Origin of the sequence: Streptomyces sp. NPDC089915 (assembly GCF_040684675.1) — a bacterium.
Classification (GTDB): Bacteria; Actinomycetota; Actinomycetes; order Streptomycetales; family Streptomycetaceae; genus Streptomyces.
Window position 1 is genome coordinate 1 of record NZ_JBFBGN010000144.1, and the last position, 16,536, is coordinate 16,536.

The following is a 16,536-nucleotide window of genomic DNA, read 5'->3' on the forward strand; positions in this document are numbered from 1 at the left end:
CGGCCACCGTCGTCCAGTCCCACACCTTCCCCCGGGGGGTCTCAGCCGCGCGCTGCCGCGTCCACCCCCTGGGCGCGCAGCGCGCGGCCCAGTTCGTCGCGGGCCTCGACGAGCAGGCGCCGCAGGGCCGGCGGGGGCGCGGCCTCGGCCAGGTAGGCGTCGGTGCGCTCCACCGTCTCCCGTTCGACGAGGAGCCTCGGGTAGAGGCCGGTCACCAGGGTGCGGGCCACCTCCGGCGAGCGCTCGGCCCATATCGCGCCGATCTCCGCGAAGTACCGCTCCGCGTAAGGGCGCAGCAGCTCCCGCTGGCAGCCCTGGGCCAGGCCGAGGCCGATGGGGCTGTGGATCCCGCCGACCAGGGCGCGCCGGGTGCCGTTGCCGACGTCCTCGCGCAGGGCCGCCTCCCAGGCCTCGGCCTTGGCGTCCGCGTCGGGCCGCGCGGCCAGGGCCCCGGCGGCGTTCTCGGCGCCGGCCGTGGTGCCGTCGCGCAGCCGCTCGGCCTCGATCTCGGCCGGGCCGGCCTGGTCGTTCCGGACGAGGGCGGCGAGCAGGGCCCAGCGCAGTTCCACGTCGACGTCCAGGCCCTCGATCTGCACGGTGCCGTCCCGCAGTCCGGCGATCAGGCGCAGGTCGGCGGGGGTGCTCGCGACCCGGGCGAGGAGCAGGGCCCAGGCGAGCCGGCCGTCCCCGCCGGGCGCCGGGCTGGTCAGCCGCTGCCGGGCCGCCTCGGCCACGTCCGCCCGCAGCCGCCGGCGGGACTGCGCGGAGGCGTACTGGTCGAGGCAGGTCAGCAGGGTGGCGTGCAGGGTCTGGACGACCTCGGAGTCGGTCTCGGCGCCGATGCCGGCCAGCACGAGGTGGACGTAGGCCCCGGCGGCCAGTTCCCCGGCCCGGACCATGTCCCAGGCCGCGGCCCAGGCCAGGGCGCGGGGCAGCCCGTCGCCGAAGGCGCCGATGCCGTCGGGGCTGTCGAGGAGGCCGTCCAGGGAGTGCGGGTCGAGCCGGATCAGGGCGTAGGTGAGGTCCTCGTCGTTGAGCAGGACCACGTCGGGGCGGGCGGTGCCGATCAGGGCGGGCACCTCGGTCCGGGCGCCGGCGACGTCCACCCGGACCTGGCCGGTCCGCCGCAGTGCGCCGTCCCGCCGGGAGTACAGGCCCACCGCCAGCCGGTGCGAGCGCAGGTGGGGGTGGTCCGAGGGGGCCTCCTGGAGGATGGAGAAGGAGGTGAAGCGGCCCTCCCCGTCCACGGTGAAGTCGGGGCGCAGGGTGTTCACCCCGGCCCGTCCGAGCCACTCGCGCGCCCAGCCGCCCAGGTCGCGGCCGGAGGCCTCCTCCAGGGCGGCGAGGAGGTCGGCGAGGGTGCTGTTGCCCCAGGCGTGGCGGGCGAAGTAGATCCGCATCCCGGCGAGGAACTCCTCGTCGCCGACCAGGGTGACCAGCTGTTTGATGGCCGAGGCGCCCTTGTAGTAGGTGATCTGGTCGAAGTTCTCCAGTGCCTGTTCGATGTCGGCGGCCGGGCCGGCGACGGGGTGGGTGGAGGGCAGCTGGTCCTGCCGGTAGGCGTTGGCCTTGTCGGCGTTGGCGAAGCCGGTCCAGGAGTCGTGCCAGCGGGTCGTGGCGACCTGGGCGCGGACCGACATGTAGGTCGCGAAGGTCTCCTTCAGCCAGATGTCGTCCCACCAGCGCATGGTGACCAGGTCGCCGAACCACATGTGGGCCAGTTCGTGGAGGATCGTCGCGGCCCTGCGGTGGCGGACGGCGTCGGTGACCTGCGAGCGGAAGACGAAGTTCTCGCGGAGGATGACGGTGGCCGCGTTCTCCATGCCGCTGAGGTTGTACTCGGGCACGAAGACCTGGTCGTACTTGGCGAAGGGGAAGTCGGTGCCGAAGACCTCCAGGTAGTAGTCGAGGCCGCGCTTGGTGGTCTCGAAGAGTTCCTCCGGGTCCAGGTCCGGGGCGACGGAGGCGCGGGCGGCGAGCCGCAGCGGGACCTCCTGGCCGGACTTGGCCGTGTAGTGGTCGCAGACCAGGTGGTACTCGCCGGCGACGATCGAGGTCAGGTAGGTGGGCAGCGGGGGCGTCGGGGCGAACCGCCAGACGGCGGCGCCGTCGGGGGCGGGTTCGGGCTCGGGGGTGGGCGAGGCGGAGAGGACCGTCCAGGAGTCGGGGGCGGTCACGGTGAAGGTGAACGGGGCCTTCAGGTCGGGCTGTTCGAAGGTGGTGAAGACCCGGCGGGCCTCCTGCACCTCGAAGTGGGTGAACAGGTAGACCTTCCCGTCCACCGGGTCCACCGAGCGGTGGAGGCCCGCGCCGGTATTGGAGTAGGCGCAGTCGGCGACCACGCGCAGCTCGTTGTGGGCGGCCAGTCCGTCCAGGTGGATCCGCTCGTCGCGGTGGACGGCGTCGGGGTCGAGGGCGCGCCCGTTGAGGGTGATCTCGTGGACCCGTTCGGCCAGCAGCTCGGCGAAGGTGGACGCGGGTCCGGCGGGGTCCGCGGTGAAGCGGATCAGGGTGGTCGAACGGAACGTGTCCGGGCCCCGGGTGAGGTCGAGGCCGATCTCGTACGAGGTGACCGAGAGCAGGGCGCTCCGGGCGGCCGCTTCCTCGTGGGTCAGGTTCGAGCCGCTCATGGTGGTGCTCCTTGTCTCGGTGGGACGGGAAGGCAGGGGACGGGAAGGCAGGGGACGGGAAGGGACGGGCGGGGCGGGACGGGACGGAGGGTCAGACGGCGGCCGGGACGGGCGCGGCGGCGTCCAGCGGGTGGTCCAGGGCGGCGATCCCGATCGGCGCGGGGTCGGCGCCGGTCAGCCGCTCGGACAGGGCCCGGGCGATGAGCGGGGCGAACTTGAAGGAGGTCCCGCCGCAGGCCGCGTACGCGTAGCCGGTGCCGCCGAGGGCCACCAGCAGCGGGCCGCCGGTGTCGGCGAAGGACATGTAGTAGGCGTCCTTGGCGTCCGTGATCCAGGCGGGTCCGATGCCGGGGATCAGGTCCGCGAACTCGGCCTCCAGCTGCCGCCGGAAGACGTCCTCGGTGCCGTAGTCGGTGATCTCGTCCACCGTGCGGCAGACCGAGGCCGAGGTGATCTTGAGGGCCGTTCCCGCGACCGGCGGGATCAGCCAGGCCCCGCGCCGGGTGCCGAGGGAGGGTACGGCCGGGGTGGCCGCCCAGGCGGCCGCCTGCCGCCGTGGCACCCGGCAGTACAGCAGGGACTGCCGGAACAGGACCAGCCGTTCGGCGATCCCGGGCGGCAGCAGCCCGCGGGACCAGGGGCCCACCGCGACCAGGACCGCGTCGCCGCGCAGTACCCGCCCGTCGGCCAGCCGGACGGCGGCGCCGTCGCCGTGCACCCGGGTCGCGGCCCGGTGCTCGATCAGCTCGATGCCGGGCTGCCACTTGAGCCAGGCGACGCAGGCGTTCAGCACCCGGTCGGCGAGCAGCACGCCCGCCTGGTCCTCCAGGACGCCGCCGAGGGCGCCGTCCAGGTAGAGGTGCGGGTAGCGGTCGGCGAGGGAGGCCGGGGTCAGTTCCCGGGCGTCGCCCCCGGCGCTGCCGAGGAGCAGTGCTCCGGCGGCGGCCGCCTCGGGGGGCAGGACGGTGAGGGCGCCGACGCGCTCGTAGAAGCGGGTCGAGAGGAGTTCCTCCAGTTCGAGCCAGCGGCGGTGCGCGCGCAGTGCGGCGGCCGTGGCCGGCGGGTCGGCGGGGTGCAGGGCCCGCAGGATCCGGTGCTGGTCGAAGGAGGTGGCCCGGCTGAAGGGGATGGGTCCCTGGTCCACGACCGTGACCTGGTGTCCGCCGAGTACGCACTCGACGGCCGTGAGCAGGGCGATCACGCCGCCGCCCACCACTGTCACCCTCATCGCACACCTCGCTTTCTTTGTCGGCGGGTCTTGTCGGTGCTGGGGGCCCGGGGCCGGTGGGGGCCGCCGGTCAGCTGTCGAGGACGAGCGTGGTGAGGGCGGCCGCCTTGTCGAGGGCCTCCGCGACGCCGTCGGGGTCCTCGGCCGCGCAGATCACGTAGGCGTAGCGGGCGAGGTAGCCCTCCGGCGGGAGCAGCAGCGTGGTGCCGGGCTCCACCATGGGGACGGCCTCCAGCAGGCCGGGGCTGTCCCCGGGGGCGGGGACGTCGACCGAGCGGACGGTGCCGTTGGCGTGCGGGTAGAGGAAGCGGATGCCCACGGTCCGGTGGTGGTCCGGGGTCCACTCGGGGCGTACGCCCGTCGCCGCGTCCACGGCCAGCGCGGCCGGGTCGACGCCGGTGGCGAGCTTGCCGAGGTAGGGGATGAGGTCGCCGCCCAGCCGGGCGTTGACCTCGATGATCACCGGGCCGCGGGCGGTCAGCTTCACCTCGGTGTGGGTGATGCCGTACGCGATCCCGAGCTCGCGGTGGGCGGTGCGCAGGACGTGCAGGAGCTCCTCGTCGGCCAGCAGCGGGTCGGCGGCGTCGAGGGTGTGGCCCGTCTCCTCGAAGTAGGGGGCGGGGCCGAGTTCCTTGTGGGCGAGGAACAGCGGGGTGTAGCCGCCGTCGAAGTTGACCCCGTCGATGCTGATCTCGGGCCCGGTCACGCACTCCTCGACGAGCACCCCGCCCTCGTAGGAGAGGGAGCCGCCGCGGCTTGCGGAGTCCGCGACGTCGAAGGCGGTGAGCACCTCGTCCGGGCCGTCGACGCGGATGACGCCGATGCTGGCGCCCATGCCGCGCGGCTTGAGGACGACCGGGTAGCCGAAGGAGTCGGCGGTGACGAGGGCCTCGTCGGCCTCGGTGACGTAGGCGAACCGGGGCTGGGGCAGTCCGGCGGCGGTGAGCACCTGCCGGGTGTTGTGCTTGTTGCGGCAGTTCTCCACGCCGGCCACGGTCAGGCCGGGCAGGCCGAGCCGCTCGGCGATGTGGGCGGTGGCCACGACGAGGGTCTCGTCGTAGCTGAACACGCCCGCCACGCGGTGGGTGCGGGCCACCTCCTCGGCGGCGGCGGCCAGCGCCTCCTGGTCGGGGACCAGGCGTTCGGCGTCCAGCAGGGGGACCGTGGTGGACCCCCGTACGTAGGGCTCCTGCCAGGTCGGGTCCACCGCGTCCAGGATCCAGACCGGGTGGCGGCGGGCCGCGCCCGCGAGCAGGTACTCGCGGTAGGGGCGGCCTCCGCTGCCGACCAGGATCACCACCGCGTCGTCCTTCATGTCCGTCATGTCCTTCACCTCTTCCTTCGTCGTGCGTTCGTGTGCGTCGGTGCGTCGGGTCGTGTGCGCGTCCACCGGTGTGCCGTCCCCCGCCTCAGCCCGCCGCGGTGGCGAGGACCCGGTCCGCGGCCGTCGAGATCGCCGCGACGCGCGGTGCGGCGATGCGCAGGTAGTCGGCGGTGGCCAGGCCCACGGAGCGGTCCAGGCGGGCGGCGTTGAAGTAGATCTCCTCCTGGTCGAGCAGCCGCTCGTCGACGATCAGGTGGAGGTCGGGGTGGAAGCTGAACGGCATCACCGTGCCGCTGACGCTGCCGGCGAGGCGTTCGGCGATCTCCCGGGTGGCGAAGGCGGTCCTGCCGCAGCCGCCGACCAGGTCGGCCAGGGCGTCCATGTCGACCTGGCGGTCGCCGGGCACCACGGCCAGGACGTACATGCCGGTGCGCTTGGTGATGCTCACCCGGACGACCATGCACTTGGCGGCCTCTTCGAGCCGGTGGCCGCGCAGCAGGCTCGCGAGGTCCGTGCGGCCCTCGGCGGGGTGGTCGATCAGCCGGTAGCGGGCCTGGTGGGAGTCGAGGAGGTCGAGCAGCTTCCCGTACATCACAGCTCCTGTTCCGCTTCCGCGTAGTACCAGTCCTCGGGGCTGATGAGCCCGAAGGGGTTGACCGGGGCCACGCCCCGGAGGTCCTTGGCGACCTCCAGCAGCCGGAACGGGAAGTTCGGCATCCAGATCACCGGGACCTGCTCGGCGATGTAGTCCTGGTAGGCGTGCAGGTCGGCCAGGTCGTCGCTCTTGACGGTCCGGGCGATCAGGGCGTCGGCCTCCGGGTCGCTGTAGCTGCCGAAGTTGACGGAGGATCCGGTCGAGTACAGGGCCTCGCCGGTCGGGTGGAAGCCCGGGCCGTAGCCCCAGCCGCCGTTCCAGTCGCTGAACTCCCACAGGCAGGGGCTGTCGGGGCCCGGGGTGCAGGTGGTGTCCTCCAGGACCAGGACGCTCGCCTCGACCTCGGTCAGCTCGATCTCGATGCCGGCCCGCGCCGCGTCGGCGGCGAACTTGCGCATGACCTCGGTGAGGGTCTCGTGGCCCTGGGCGTAGCGCATCGAGAACCGCAGCGGGGTGCCGGCGGGGATGCCCTCCCCGGCCTCGCCGGGACCGGTGCCCTCGCGGACGCAGAGCGCCGGGGTGGTGGAGGTGTCCCAGCCGTTGGCCTCCAGCAGGGCGCGGGCCCGGTCCACGTCGAAGGGGTAGGGGTCGTGGCGGCGGGCGGGGGAGAGCAGGGGGCTGTCCGGGAGGGACGGGACGGGGCCGGTGGTCGGGTAGCCGTAGCCCTTGTAGACGTCGCGGATGGCGCCGTTCGAGTCCAGGCAGGACTGGAGGGCCTGGCGGAAGTAGAGCTCCTTGAAGATCCGGCCCTTGACGGTCGGGTTGTTGAAGTTGATCGGGAAGTAGTGGATCTTGTATGTGAGTTGGGGCAGCAGGTCGTAGTGCTCGCCCAGCGGGTTGGGCCCGCCGGTCATCGGGTCCTCGGCCGGCTCGGTGATCTCGTCGAAGGGCAGGAAGCCGATCTGCACGCCGTCCGGGGCGTCCGGGCCCTTCAGGAGCCGCGCGTACTGGTCGCCGTCCGAGTCGGTCGGGATCAGCCGGAACTCGTCCAGGTAGGGCTTGTCGGCCCCCGAGTAGTGCTCGTTTGGGACGAGCACGCACTCGCCGGTGACCCCGTCGATGGTGTAGCGGTCCAGCCTCCAGGGGCCGTTGACCACGCCCCACACCGGACTGGTGTCCCAGCCCGCGCGCTCGTCGTTGCGGGCGCGCAGGTAGGCGTAGACGGCGGAGGCCTGCGCCGGGTCGTGGGTGGCGTCGGCCGGCTCGTCGTCGGCGGTGCGGTCCCAGGCCTTCGGCAGCGGGGTGATGGTGCTGAACTGGTTCATCAGCACCCAGTCGTGCGCGTACGCGTCGTCGAAGGTGAAGCTGACCTTGTCCTCGGCGACCTTCCCGTAGGAGACGAGGTTGTCGGGGAAGAAGCCCGGGGTGTAGCCGCCGAACCGTTCCTTCTCCGCCTCCAGCAGGTGCATCCACAGCATCACGCCGTCGGCGTCGACCGTCTCGCCGTTCGACCACTTGTACGGCTTGATGGTGATCGTCGCCGTCCGCCCGTCGGCGTCCCACACCGGCGGCTCGGCGAGGCTGCGCGCGTAGTCGACGGTGGGCTTGCCGCCGCTGCCGTACCAGTACAGCGGCCGGTACATCAGCGTCTGGAACTCGTGCAGGTTGGCGACCCCGTAGTAGTCGCCGGGGGTGAACGGGAAGATGAACACCGGGCTGAACCCGCTGGTGCAGGCCCAGGTCACGCTCCCCCCGCGACGCGGGGCGGGCCGGGTCGTCGTCGTCATGTCAGTACCTCTTCCAGGGCGGACTCGCCGCTGCTCGCGCGGGCGCCGTAGCGCTCCCAGCGCTCGCTCAGCCGGATGCGTCCGTCGGCGAGGATCTCGGGGGTGCTCCAGCACCGGCCGGCCACCACCTCGCCGTCTTCGAGCACCATCGTGTAGGTGAATTCGAGCTTTCCGCCGGTGCCGACGAGGCCGCTGAGCGAGCCCGTGCGGACCGGGCCGCCGTCGAAGTGGGCCCACAGCAGGTCGCCTTCGTGGCGGTAGTGGCCGACGGGGGCGTCCTCGCCGGGCGGGTAGCCGGTGTTGCGGAAGCTGCGGCCGTCGTAGTCGATGCTCACCGGCGGATCTCCAGCGTGCAGCACTTCACCGATCCGCCGGCCTTCAGCAGCTCCGAGGTGTCCACCCCGTGCGGGACGAAGCCCCGCTCGCGCAGCTCCTCGATCAGCCCGGTGGCCGTCTCCGGCAGCACCACGTTGCGCCCGTCGCTGACCGCGTTCAGCCCGAAGGCCTCGGCGTCCTCGCGGGAGGCGACGACCGCCTCCGGGTACAGGGCCCGCAGCACCGCCAGGCTCTCCGTGGAGAACGCGGCCGGGTAGTACATGACCGTGTCGTCGTCCAGGACGCACAGGGCCGTGTCCAGGTGGTAGAACCGCGGGTCGACCAGGGTCAGGACGACCACGTGCAGCCCGAAGAAGGCCTCCAGCCCCTCGTGCGCGGCGGGATCGCTGCGGAAGCCGGTGCCGGCCAGGATGCGCCGTCCCGCCGGGGCGAAGTCGCCCTCGCCCTCGTTGACGTACTCCGGGACGTGGACCTCGGGGTAGCCGCGCCCGGCGAACCAGGCCCGGTACGCCTCGGCCTCCGCGGCCCGCTCCTCGTGGCGGAAGCGGGCCACCAGCACCCTGCCGTCGACCACGGTGGCCCCGTTGGCCGCGAACACCATGTCCGGCAGGCCCTCCACCGGGTCGATCAGGTCGACCTCGTGGCCCAGCTCCAGGTACAGGTCCCGGATCCGCTCCCACTGCGCCATCGCCAGCCCGGTGTCGACCGGCTTGTCCGGCCGCATCCACGGGTTGATGGCGTAGCGGACGTCGAAGTGGGCGGGCGGGCACATCAGGTAGTGCCGCCGGGTCGCCTCACGCATGCTCCGGCCTCATCTCGGTGCGGATGCGGCTGGCCATCACGTGGGCGGTGCTCAGGGCCTCCTCCAGCGAGGCGCCGCGGGCGCCGAGGAAGCCGAGGATGTTGTTGCCGGCCGGCGGGCGCTTGATGACCGTGCCGGGGGTGGCCGTGATCTTGAGGAAGAAGACCGAGGGGTCCTCCGCGGCCCCCTCCGGCACCTCGACCGAGGCCACCGTCCCGGAGCCGCTGATCAGGCACATCGCGGCCGTGTGCACCTCCGTCGGGGAGTACGCGGAGACCTCCGGGCGGGCGCCGCGCGCGACGTCCGCCACACAGCGGATGGGGTCGTGGCCGGCGCTGATCCGCGCCATGTGGTCCAGGCCGCCGCCGCCGGGGCGGACGGCGATCTCCAGGACGAAGGGGCGCCCCTGGTGGAAGCGGATCTCGGCGTGCAGCACGGCCCGGCGCAGGCCCTGCGCGTGGGCGGCCGTCCTGACCACCCGGTGGACCTCGGCGACCTGTTCGGGGGTCAGGGAGGTCGGCGCGTGGTGCACGTCGTCGTCGAAGGTGCCGCTCTCGACGGTGATCCGGTCGACGATGGAGCCCAGGTAGACCTCGTCGTCCCAGGCCACGGCCTCGATGAGGTGCTCGTGGCCGTCGAGGTAGCCCTCGATGATGACCCCGTTCGGGCCCAGGTCCAGGCCGCCGGCCTCCATCAGGGCCCAGGTCATCGTCTCGATGCCGGTCATCACGTCGGCGAACCGGACGCGCATCTCCTCGGGGTCGTCGACCTTGAAGACGAAGTTGCTCGCGGCGCCCAGGGTCGGCTTGAGGATCAGCGGGTAGCCGAGCTCGGCGCCGGCGGCGACGGCCGTCTCGGCATCCGCCGCGAAGCGGAAGGCGGGGTGCGCGGCGCCGCCGCGCTCATGGGCCTGGCGCATCAGGTACTTGTTGCGGCTGGTGCGGGCGGCCTCCACCCCGATGCCGGGCAGGCCCAGCGCCTCGGCGACGGCCGCGACGGCGACCACGCCCGACTCGGAGAAGGTCAGGACCCCCTCGAACCCCTCCTCGGCGTGCCACTCCTTGGCCGCCGTGATGATGTCCTCGATCTGCTGGGACCCGGCGATCCGGTAGCGGGAGGACTCCCAGAAGTCCTCGGTGCCCAGGCCGTTGAGCACGTACAGCTCGGCGCCGAGCTCCTCGACCTGCCGGTAGCGCGATACGTAGTAGGTGGCGTTCTGGCTGGCTTCCAGGGCGAGCAGCTTCATCCCGGTCACCCCTCTCAGGCCTTGGCCGCGGCGGCCACGAGGACCTCGGCTTCGGCGTCGTCGGCGGTCTCGGCGGCGGGGGCCGGGGTCACGGCCTCGGGCCCGGCCCCGGCGGCGGGGGCCGCGAGGAGGGACTTCGGCAGGGCGAGGACGGTGGCGGTCGCGACGACCACGACCAGGGCGGAGAGGGCGTAGAAGCCGTACTGCACCTTGGTGGCGTCGACCAGCAGCGAGATCCCCGTCACGGCGGCGGTGCCGGCCGCGAGGCCGAAGGCGTTGGTGGCGCCGAAGACGAAGCCGGTGCGCTCCTCGGGGGCGGCCTTCATCAGGGCGGTGCGGGCGGCGATGCGGGCCACGCAGAAGGTGATGCCGGCGAACGGGATGGCCGCCATCATCGCGTACAGGTGCAGCGACTCCGTGACCAGGATGACGGCCCAGACGAGGTAGCCGATGAGGGCCGTCTTCACGAGCCCCGACCTGGCGCTGAGCTTCCCGAAGGTCCACGGGGCGGCCAGGGCGCCGATGCCGAACAGGGCGTCGACCACGCCCAGGTAGCCGGTGTTGCTGTGGAAGGCGTCGAGGACCAGGACCAGCATGATGCTGTTGCCGGTGATGATGACGATGTTGCCGATGGCGTAGAGCAGGGCGAGACGGGCCAGCGGCGGGCGGGGCCCGGAGGCCTTCGCGGTGCCGGCGGCGGCCTTCGCGGCGGTGGCGGCGGCGGCCGCGGAGCCCGCCGGGCGGCGGCCGATCGCGAACAGCATCAGCGCGGAGAGGAAGAAGGTCGCGGAGTTGAAGTAGAAGAGCGCGTCCACGCCCGTCCAGACGATGACCCAGCCGCCGAGCGCGGCCGAGGCCAGCGAGCCGGCCTGGATGGCCACCTCGGAGTTGCCGTTGAACCTGGCCAGGCGGTCCTCCGGGATGCGCTCCTTGATCAGGGCGTTGCTGGCCGGGAAGAACAGGGCCGCGGAGATCGACAGCACGAAGCTGGCGACGTAGCTGACCGTGGACGGCTCGCCGCCCAGCGCCAGCCACAGCGGCAGGCCGATCGCCGCCACACCGCTGACCAGGTCGGAGATCACCGCGAGGGTGCGGCGGTCGAAGCGGTCGACGAGCTTGCCGAAGTACACGGACAGCGCGACCTGCGGGATGGTCACGGCGATCATCAGCCAGCTGACCGCGAGCATCGTGTTCTGGGCGGTGAAGACCAGGTAGGAGGCGGCCGTCAGCTGGATGCCGTTGCCGAGGTTGGTGATGAACGTCGCGGGGACGAGCAGCCGTTCGGCCTTGTTGGCCTTCGGCGGGGCGGTCGTGGACACGGGGGCTCCTCGGGGGGTCAGACTCGGACGTCGACCGGCTCGGCGGGGGCGGCGGCCCCCACGGCGGTGGACAGGGTGGGCAGTCGCAGGGCCGCGACGGGGGTGGCCGGGGTGAAGCGGCCCGGCAGGCTCAGCTCCATGCCCGCCGCCCCGGCGCGCTCCGCCAGGTCGACGAGCAGCGGGGCGGCGCAGGCGAGCAGCGCGCGGACGGACAGCAGCAGGTCGCCGACGGCCGGCAGGTCGCCCGCCGTGGTGCGCCCGGCCTGCTTGACCAGCCGGTCCAGGTACACGACGACCAGGTCGGCCGCCCGGTGCAGGCTGAAGCTCTCCAGCTCGTAGTGGGCGCGGAAGCGGTCGACGACCGTCCCGGCGTGCTCGGCGCCGGTGGCGGACACCGGCAGCGGCGTACCGTCGGCCACCCCGTCGAGCAGCTCCGCCACCCGGCCCGCGAGCCGGTTCCACGGCTCGACCAGGCGGGAGGAGGACAGGGCGTCGAGGGCCGCGCGGCTGAAGTTCGTCCGGGAGTGCTCGGGCGCCGTCAGGGCCAGGTAGAAGCGGACCAGGTCGCGGGGGACCTCGGCCACCAGGTCGGCGGCCCACACCACGTGGCCCTTGCTGGTGGAGAACTTCTGGTTCTCCAGCTCGTAGAACTCGTTCGAGACGATCGCGTGCGGTTCGACGTACCGGCCGCCGTGCGCCATCAGCAGGGCCAGGTGCGTCATTCCCCAGAAGTAGACGTTGTCGAATCCGAGGAAGTAGACGAGCTCGATGTCGTTCTCGGCGAGCCAGTGCTCGTCGAGGGCGTCGGTGCGGTCGCCCTGCTGCGCGGCGGCCCACCAGGTGCAGTACATCGACGCGGCCATGCCCTCGGCCCACGCGTTGAGGACCTGCCCCGGCGTCTCGGCGAAGGGCGCCGCGATGCCCCAGGAGAGGGGGTAGGTGATCGGGAAGTCGGGCAGCGGCCGGGCCAGCGCCTCCCGGACGAGCTGCTCGGTGTGCGGGCGCGTGACGTCCCGGTGCGCGGCGTAGTAGGCGGTGAGCCGGTCGCGGTACTCCTCCATGGGCAGGACGAGGATCCGCGCCTCGCGGTGGGTGACCACGGCGTCCGGGTCGGTGGTGGAGCGCGGGTTCAGCAGCTCGTCGAAGTTGTTCGGGTGGCCGCAGGACTCGCACAGGCCGCCCCGGCTCTCCAGCAGGCAGACCGGGCAGTCGCCCGCGACCAGGCCCTCGACGAGGAACTCGCCGGTGGCCTCCACGTACGGGAAGCGGACCGTCTTCAGCCGGAACGCCCCCGCGGCGTGCAGGTCGGTGACGAAGTCGAGGACGGTCGTGCGGTAGCCCTGGTCGAACGGGGCGAAGCCGTCCACGGATACCCCCGCGGCCTCCAGCGTGGCGGTGATCTGCGCGGCGGAGCGGTCGGCGAGCTCCTGCGGCTCCAGCCCGGCCCGCAGGGCGCTGGCGACCACGTAGGTCTGGCTGTCGTCGGTGCCGCTGGTGTAGGTCACCGGGCGGCCCGAGGCGCGCAGGTAGCGGGCGTACACGTCGCCGGCCAGGAAGGGGCCCGCCAGGTGCCCGGTGTGCAGGTCCCCGTTGGGGGTCGGCGGGGGCGCGATGATGACCGTACGGCGGCTCACTCGGACCCCTCCGGGTGACGGGCCGAGAAGCGCTCGGACATCTCCAGGTCCCACCAGACGCTGTACATCTCGAAGTCCTCGCCGGACTCGTTGACCACCCGGTGCCCCGTGCCCGGGGTGAAGTGGACGACGTCCCCCTTCTCGAAGGGCACGCGGGTGCCCTCGGACTCCAGGAACGCGGAGCCGGAGACGGCGATGAAGATCTCGTACTCGTGGTGCGCGTGCGGGGTCGAGGCGGTGCCGGGTGCGATCACGCACCACGAGCCCTCGAAGGGGGCGTTCAGTTCGGGCCAGGGCAGCAGCCGCTGGGCGTCCAGTCCGTTCTCGTGGACCAGACCGGGGCGGTCCAGGTGCTTGATGAGCATCGGGTGGTCTCTCTCGTGGGGTGGCGGGGCTCGTACGGGTCCGGGCGCGGCCGTCAGGCGGCGGCGCCGGCGAGGCTGAGCTCGCGGGCCTGGGCCGGGATGGCCACCGGGGTGGTGGAGCGGTGCGCGAGGATGTCGAGCGTGATCTCGGCGGAGCGGCCGGCGAGGACGCTGAGCAGCGAGTCGGCGATGCCGTGCGTGGCCTCGTTGACGCCCTGGAGGTAGCAGGCGGCGCTCGCCGGGCGGCCCAGGTCCAGCCGGTAGTGGCGGCTGACCTCGATCCGCTCCAGGCCGATCGAGTCGCCCAGGGCGCGGACCGCGCGCGGCATGTCCCGGACGAAGCCGGTGCCGAGGAGGACCAGGTCGGTGCGCATCTCGCGCTCGGCGCCGGTCTTGCGGTCGGCGAGGGTCAGGACGACCTCGTCGCCGTCCATGCGCGCGCCGCGCACGTCGGTCATCGGCTGCATGCCCAGCCGGCCGCCGCCGGTGCGGCGGTCCTGGTAGAACTGCCGGTAGAGGGCGTCCAGGGTGGCCGGGGCCAGACCGCCGTAGTTGGAGCGGTACATCTCGTTCAGCAGCTGCCGGCGGGCCTCGGGGGCCGAGTCGTAGAACTCGTCGATGAAGGACGAGTAGTACAGCTCGTTGGTGAACTTGCTGCTCTCGTAGCCGTTGAGGCCGATGGAGCGCATGATCAGCGTCGGGCGGCACTCGGGCAGGTCCCGCAGGGCCTGGCCGAACAGCTCGGCCGCGCTCTGCGCGCCGCCGATGACGGCGACCCGGTGCGGGAGCGAGGCGTTCACCTCGCGGATGCGCTGGGTGTACTGCGTGCTGTGGATGACCCGTTCGGCGGGCAGGCCGGCGAAGACCTCGGGGACGTGGGCGTCGCGGCCCGCGCCGACCACCAGGTAGCGGCACTCGACGGTGTCGCCGTTCGCCAGGGTGACCATCCAGCCGGTGATCTCGCCGTCCTCCGCGCTCAGCGCGGTGACGGAGACGCACTCGCGGCCGTACTCGACGCGGACCGTTGTGAGTTCGTCCGCGACCCACTGGAGGTACTCGGAGATCTCGCTGCGGTACGGGACCCAGCTGCCCAGGTTGACGAAGGCGTCGAGACGGTCGTTGGCGTGCAGGAAGTTGACGAAGGAGAAGCGGCTCTGCGGATTGCGCAGGGTCACCAGGTCCTTGAGGAAGGACACCTGGCTGAGCGCGTCGGGAAGCAGCATGCCGCGCTGCCAGACGACGTCCTCGTCGCGCTCGATCAGCAGGGTGTCGCCGGCCAGCTCGGGGGCGAGCTCCTCGATCGCTACGGCCAGGGCCAGGTTCGCCGGTCCTGCGCCGACCGCGAGCAGTTCGACCTTGCGGTGTGCCATGGAAGTTACCTCCGGGTGGGGGAGCGATAACCGGATTCCACGCCGTGCCGCGATTGCCCGGAAGCCGTGGGCCGCACGGACAATCAACTCCGCCGAGACGGGGTCCGGAGCGTTGATTGACCGGTCCTCCAGGGCACTTCCGGTCAACGTGCGGCCCGATTTCGATGGGCTCCCTCACACCCATGAGAAGGAGTGCTCGTGCCGATCACCGACACCATCACGCCCGCCGGCGCGTACTACCGGCCGGCCGCTCCCGCCCGGGTGGCCACCCGCCGCCGCCTGCTGATGTGCCGACCCCGGCACTACGACGTCACGTACTCGATCAACCCGTGGATGAACCCGCAGCTGGCCACCGACAACGCGCTCGCGGTCCGCCAGTGGGAGGCGCTGCGCGACCTCTACCTGGACCTCGGGCACGTGGTGGAGGAGATCGACCCCGTCGAGGGCCTGCCGGACATGGTGTTCGCGGCCAACGGGGCGACCGTCGTCGACGGCCGCGTCTACGGGGCCCGCTTCCGGCACGCCGAGCGCACCGCGGAGGGGCCGGCGTACCTGCGCTGGCTGGAGGGGCGCGGCTACAAGGACGTGCTCTGGCCCGAGTTCGTCAACGAGGGGGAGGGCGACTTCCTCACCGTGGGCCGGCGCATCCTGGCGGGCACCGGCTTCCGCACCGACCCGCGCTCGCACCTGGAGGCCCAGGAGTTCCTCGGCCTGCCGGTCACCTCGCTGACGCTGGTCAACCCGGACTACTACCACCTGGACACCGCGCTGGCCGTGCTCTCGGACGACGAGGTCATGTACTACCCGGCGGCCTTCTCCCCCGGCAGCCAGGCCGTCCTGCGCGCGATGTTCCCGGGCGCGGTCCTGGCGAGCGCCGAGGACGCGGCCGTCTTCGGGCTCAACGCCTTCTCCGACGGCCGCCACGTGCTCCTGCCCGCCGCCGCCACGGGGCTGCACGCCCAGCTGCGGGCGCGCGGGTTCGAGCCGGTGGGCGTCGAGCTCTCCGAGCTCCTCAAGGCCGGCGGCAGCGTCAAGTGCTGCACGCTGGAACTCCGGGACCGCTGAGCCGGTCCCGGCACCGGATCCGGCCCTGTGACCGGGTGCTCCGGGGGTCTGTGGGGTCCCCCGGATGGCCCCGTCACAGGGCCGCCGCGCTCCCCGTGGCCGACAGTGGGTGCAGGCCCGCACCCGGGGCCGCCCCGGGCTCCCCCGGGCGCGCGCCCCGGGGGCACACCCACACCACGCCGGAGGCGCACGCAGATGGGACTCTTCGATTTCCTGAAGCACGACAAGCACAAGCAGGCGGAGCAGACCGAGCAGCAGGCGGCCGCCCCGGGCGGCGCCGCCCCGCCCACGCCGTCCGACACGGGGTCGAAGTACACCGACGCGGCGGCGGCCACCAAGGCGGCGGCCGAGCGGATGGCGGCCGCGGCGCCGAAGGCCGCCATGCCGCCCAAGGCCCCGATGCCGCCCGCGGCGGCGCATCCGGCGCCGGCCGCGCCCAGCGGCCATGCGGCCGCGCACAAGGCCGTCCCGGTGCCGCCGAAGCCGGCGCCGGCCGCCAAGAAGCGCACGTACACCGTCAAGCCGGGGGACTCGCTCTCCGCGATCGCCCGCCGCGAGCTCGGCAACGAGGCCCGCTGGCGCGAGCTGTACGCCCTGAACCGGGGCGTGATCGGCGCCAACCCCGACCTGATCCACCCCGGACAGGTGCTGACGCTGCCCGGCTGAGCGCGGACGTACGGCAGGGGCCCGGATCCTCCAGGATCCGGGTCGTGCACCGCGGCGACGACCGTGCCGCCATCGCTGGTACGGATGGTCTTTGGAAGGTCGTCGGCGTCCTGCTGGCCCATCAGCGCAATCTCTCCGGACTCACCCAGGCCAAACTGGCCGAACTGGC

14 protein-coding genes are annotated in these 16,536 nt (G+C 72.8%); 2 read left to right on the plus strand and 12 right to left on the minus strand.

Translation table 11 applies throughout. From position 1 onward, the window contains the following. Positions 1-41: 41 nt before the first annotated feature. The 12 genes from pepN to AB0O29_RS29490 all read right to left on the minus strand — a co-directional run bounded on the left by pepN (position 42) and on the right by AB0O29_RS29490 (position 14,636). On the minus strand, positions 42-2,630 hold the full coding sequence (pepN, locus tag AB0O29_RS29435; RefSeq protein ID WP_365157392.1) for an aminopeptidase N: 2,589 nt from the start codon (positions 2,628-2,630) through the stop codon (positions 42-44). 91 nt (positions 2,631-2,721) lie between these two features. Next, a complete protein-coding gene (locus AB0O29_RS29440) occupies positions 2,722-3,858 on the minus strand; it encodes an FAD-binding oxidoreductase (RefSeq protein ID WP_365157395.1) in 1,137 nt (378 codons plus the stop codon). 70 nt (positions 3,859-3,928) lie between these two features. Beyond that, entirely contained in the window at positions 3,929-5,182 is a 1,254-nt protein-coding gene (locus AB0O29_RS29445) for an ATP-grasp domain-containing protein (RefSeq protein WP_365157398.1), read from the minus strand. Between the two features lie 85 nt (positions 5,183-5,267). Then, positions 5,268-5,774 carry a YbaK/EbsC family protein gene (locus AB0O29_RS29450; protein WP_365157401.1) on the minus strand — a complete coding sequence of 169 codons (507 nt, stop codon included), beginning with the start codon at positions 5,772-5,774 and terminating at the stop codon, positions 5,268-5,270. Then, positions 5,774-7,564, minus strand: coding sequence for an ABC transporter substrate-binding protein (locus AB0O29_RS29455; RefSeq protein WP_365157404.1), 1,791 nt, complete (start codon positions 7,562-7,564; stop codon positions 5,774-5,776). Before AB0O29_RS29455 ends, AB0O29_RS29450 begins: the two co-directional genes overlap by 1 nt. Next, positions 7,561-7,899, minus strand: coding sequence for a hypothetical protein (locus AB0O29_RS29460; protein ID WP_365157407.1), 339 nt, complete (start codon positions 7,897-7,899; stop codon positions 7,561-7,563). Before AB0O29_RS29460 ends, AB0O29_RS29455 begins: the two co-directional genes overlap by 4 nt. After that, positions 7,896-8,702, minus strand: a complete 807-nt coding sequence (gene ddaH / locus AB0O29_RS29465; protein ID WP_365157410.1) for a dimethylargininase — start codon at positions 8,700-8,702, stop codon at positions 7,896-7,898. The genes AB0O29_RS29460 and ddaH (AB0O29_RS29465) overlap by 4 nt, the downstream gene beginning before the upstream one ends. After that, complete coding sequence (locus tag AB0O29_RS29470) at positions 8,695-9,948, minus strand: ATP-grasp domain-containing protein (protein ID WP_365157413.1); 1,254 nt, start codon at positions 9,946-9,948, stop codon at positions 8,695-8,697. The genes ddaH (AB0O29_RS29465) and AB0O29_RS29470 overlap by 8 nt, the downstream gene beginning before the upstream one ends. 14 nt (positions 9,949-9,962) lie before the next feature. Then, a complete protein-coding gene (locus AB0O29_RS29475; protein WP_365157416.1) occupies positions 9,963-11,267 on the minus strand; it encodes an MFS transporter in 1,305 nt (434 codons plus the stop codon). 17 nt (positions 11,268-11,284) lie between these two features. Continuing rightward, positions 11,285-12,901, minus strand: coding sequence for a class I tRNA ligase family protein (locus AB0O29_RS29480; protein ID WP_365157419.1), 1,617 nt, complete (start codon positions 12,899-12,901; stop codon positions 11,285-11,287). Further along, positions 12,898-13,266 (minus strand): cupin domain-containing protein, encoded by a 369-nt coding sequence (locus AB0O29_RS29485; protein WP_365157422.1) that lies wholly within the window; start codon positions 13,264-13,266, stop codon positions 12,898-12,900. The genes AB0O29_RS29480 and AB0O29_RS29485 overlap by 4 nt, the downstream gene beginning before the upstream one ends. Positions 13,267-13,319: 53 nt before the next feature. Beyond that, positions 13,320-14,636, minus strand: a complete 1,317-nt coding sequence (locus AB0O29_RS29490; RefSeq protein WP_365157425.1) for a SidA/IucD/PvdA family monooxygenase — start codon at positions 14,634-14,636, stop codon at positions 13,320-13,322. Between the two features lie 198 nt (positions 14,637-14,834). Between AB0O29_RS29490 and ddaH (AB0O29_RS29495) the strand changes: the two genes are divergently transcribed. Together ddaH (AB0O29_RS29495) and AB0O29_RS29500 are read left to right on the plus strand one after the other, a co-directional pair. Continuing rightward, complete coding sequence (gene ddaH / locus AB0O29_RS29495; protein WP_365157428.1) at positions 14,835-15,701, plus strand: dimethylargininase; 867 nt, start codon at positions 14,835-14,837, stop codon at positions 15,699-15,701. A 195-nt stretch (positions 15,702-15,896) separates the two neighbouring features. Then, positions 15,897-16,367: a LysM domain-containing protein gene (locus AB0O29_RS29500; RefSeq protein ID WP_365157431.1), complete on the plus strand. Its 471-nt coding sequence runs from the start codon at positions 15,897-15,899 to the stop codon at positions 16,365-16,367. Positions 16,368-16,536 lie beyond the last annotated feature (169 nt).

What these genes read in the sequence shown, in the direction of transcription:
- pepN (WP_365157392.1), bottom strand. Translation starts at nt 2,630, where the DNA reads ATGAGCGGCTCGAACCTGACCCACGAGGAAGCGGCCGCCCGGAGCGCC.
- AB0O29_RS29440 (WP_365157395.1), bottom strand. Translation starts at nt 3,858, where the DNA reads ATGAGGGTGACAGTGGTGGGCGGCGGCGTGATCGCCCTGCTCACGGCC.
- AB0O29_RS29445 (WP_365157398.1), bottom strand. Translation starts at nt 5,182, where the DNA reads ATGACGGACATGAAGGACGACGCGGTGGTGATCCTGGTCGGCAGCGGA.
- AB0O29_RS29450 (WP_365157401.1), bottom strand. Translation starts at nt 5,774, where the DNA reads ATGTACGGGAAGCTGCTCGACCTCCTCGACTCCCACCAGGCCCGCTAC.
- AB0O29_RS29455 (WP_365157404.1), bottom strand. Translation starts at nt 7,564, where the DNA reads ATGACGACGACGACCCGGCCCGCCCCGCGTCGCGGGGGGAGCGTGACC.
- ddaH (WP_365157410.1), bottom strand. Translation starts at nt 8,702, where the DNA reads ATGCGTGAGGCGACCCGGCGGCACTACCTGATGTGCCCGCCCGCCCAC.
- AB0O29_RS29470 (WP_365157413.1), bottom strand. Translation starts at nt 9,948, where the DNA reads ATGAAGCTGCTCGCCCTGGAAGCCAGCCAGAACGCCACCTACTACGTA.
- AB0O29_RS29485 (WP_365157422.1), bottom strand. Translation starts at nt 13,266, where the DNA reads ATGCTCATCAAGCACCTGGACCGCCCCGGTCTGGTCCACGAGAACGGA.
- AB0O29_RS29490 (WP_365157425.1), bottom strand. Translation starts at nt 14,636, where the DNA reads ATGGCACACCGCAAGGTCGAACTGCTCGCGGTCGGCGCAGGACCGGCG.
- AB0O29_RS29500 (WP_365157431.1), top strand. Translation starts at nt 15,897, where the DNA reads ATGGGACTCTTCGATTTCCTGAAGCACGACAAGCACAAGCAGGCGGAG.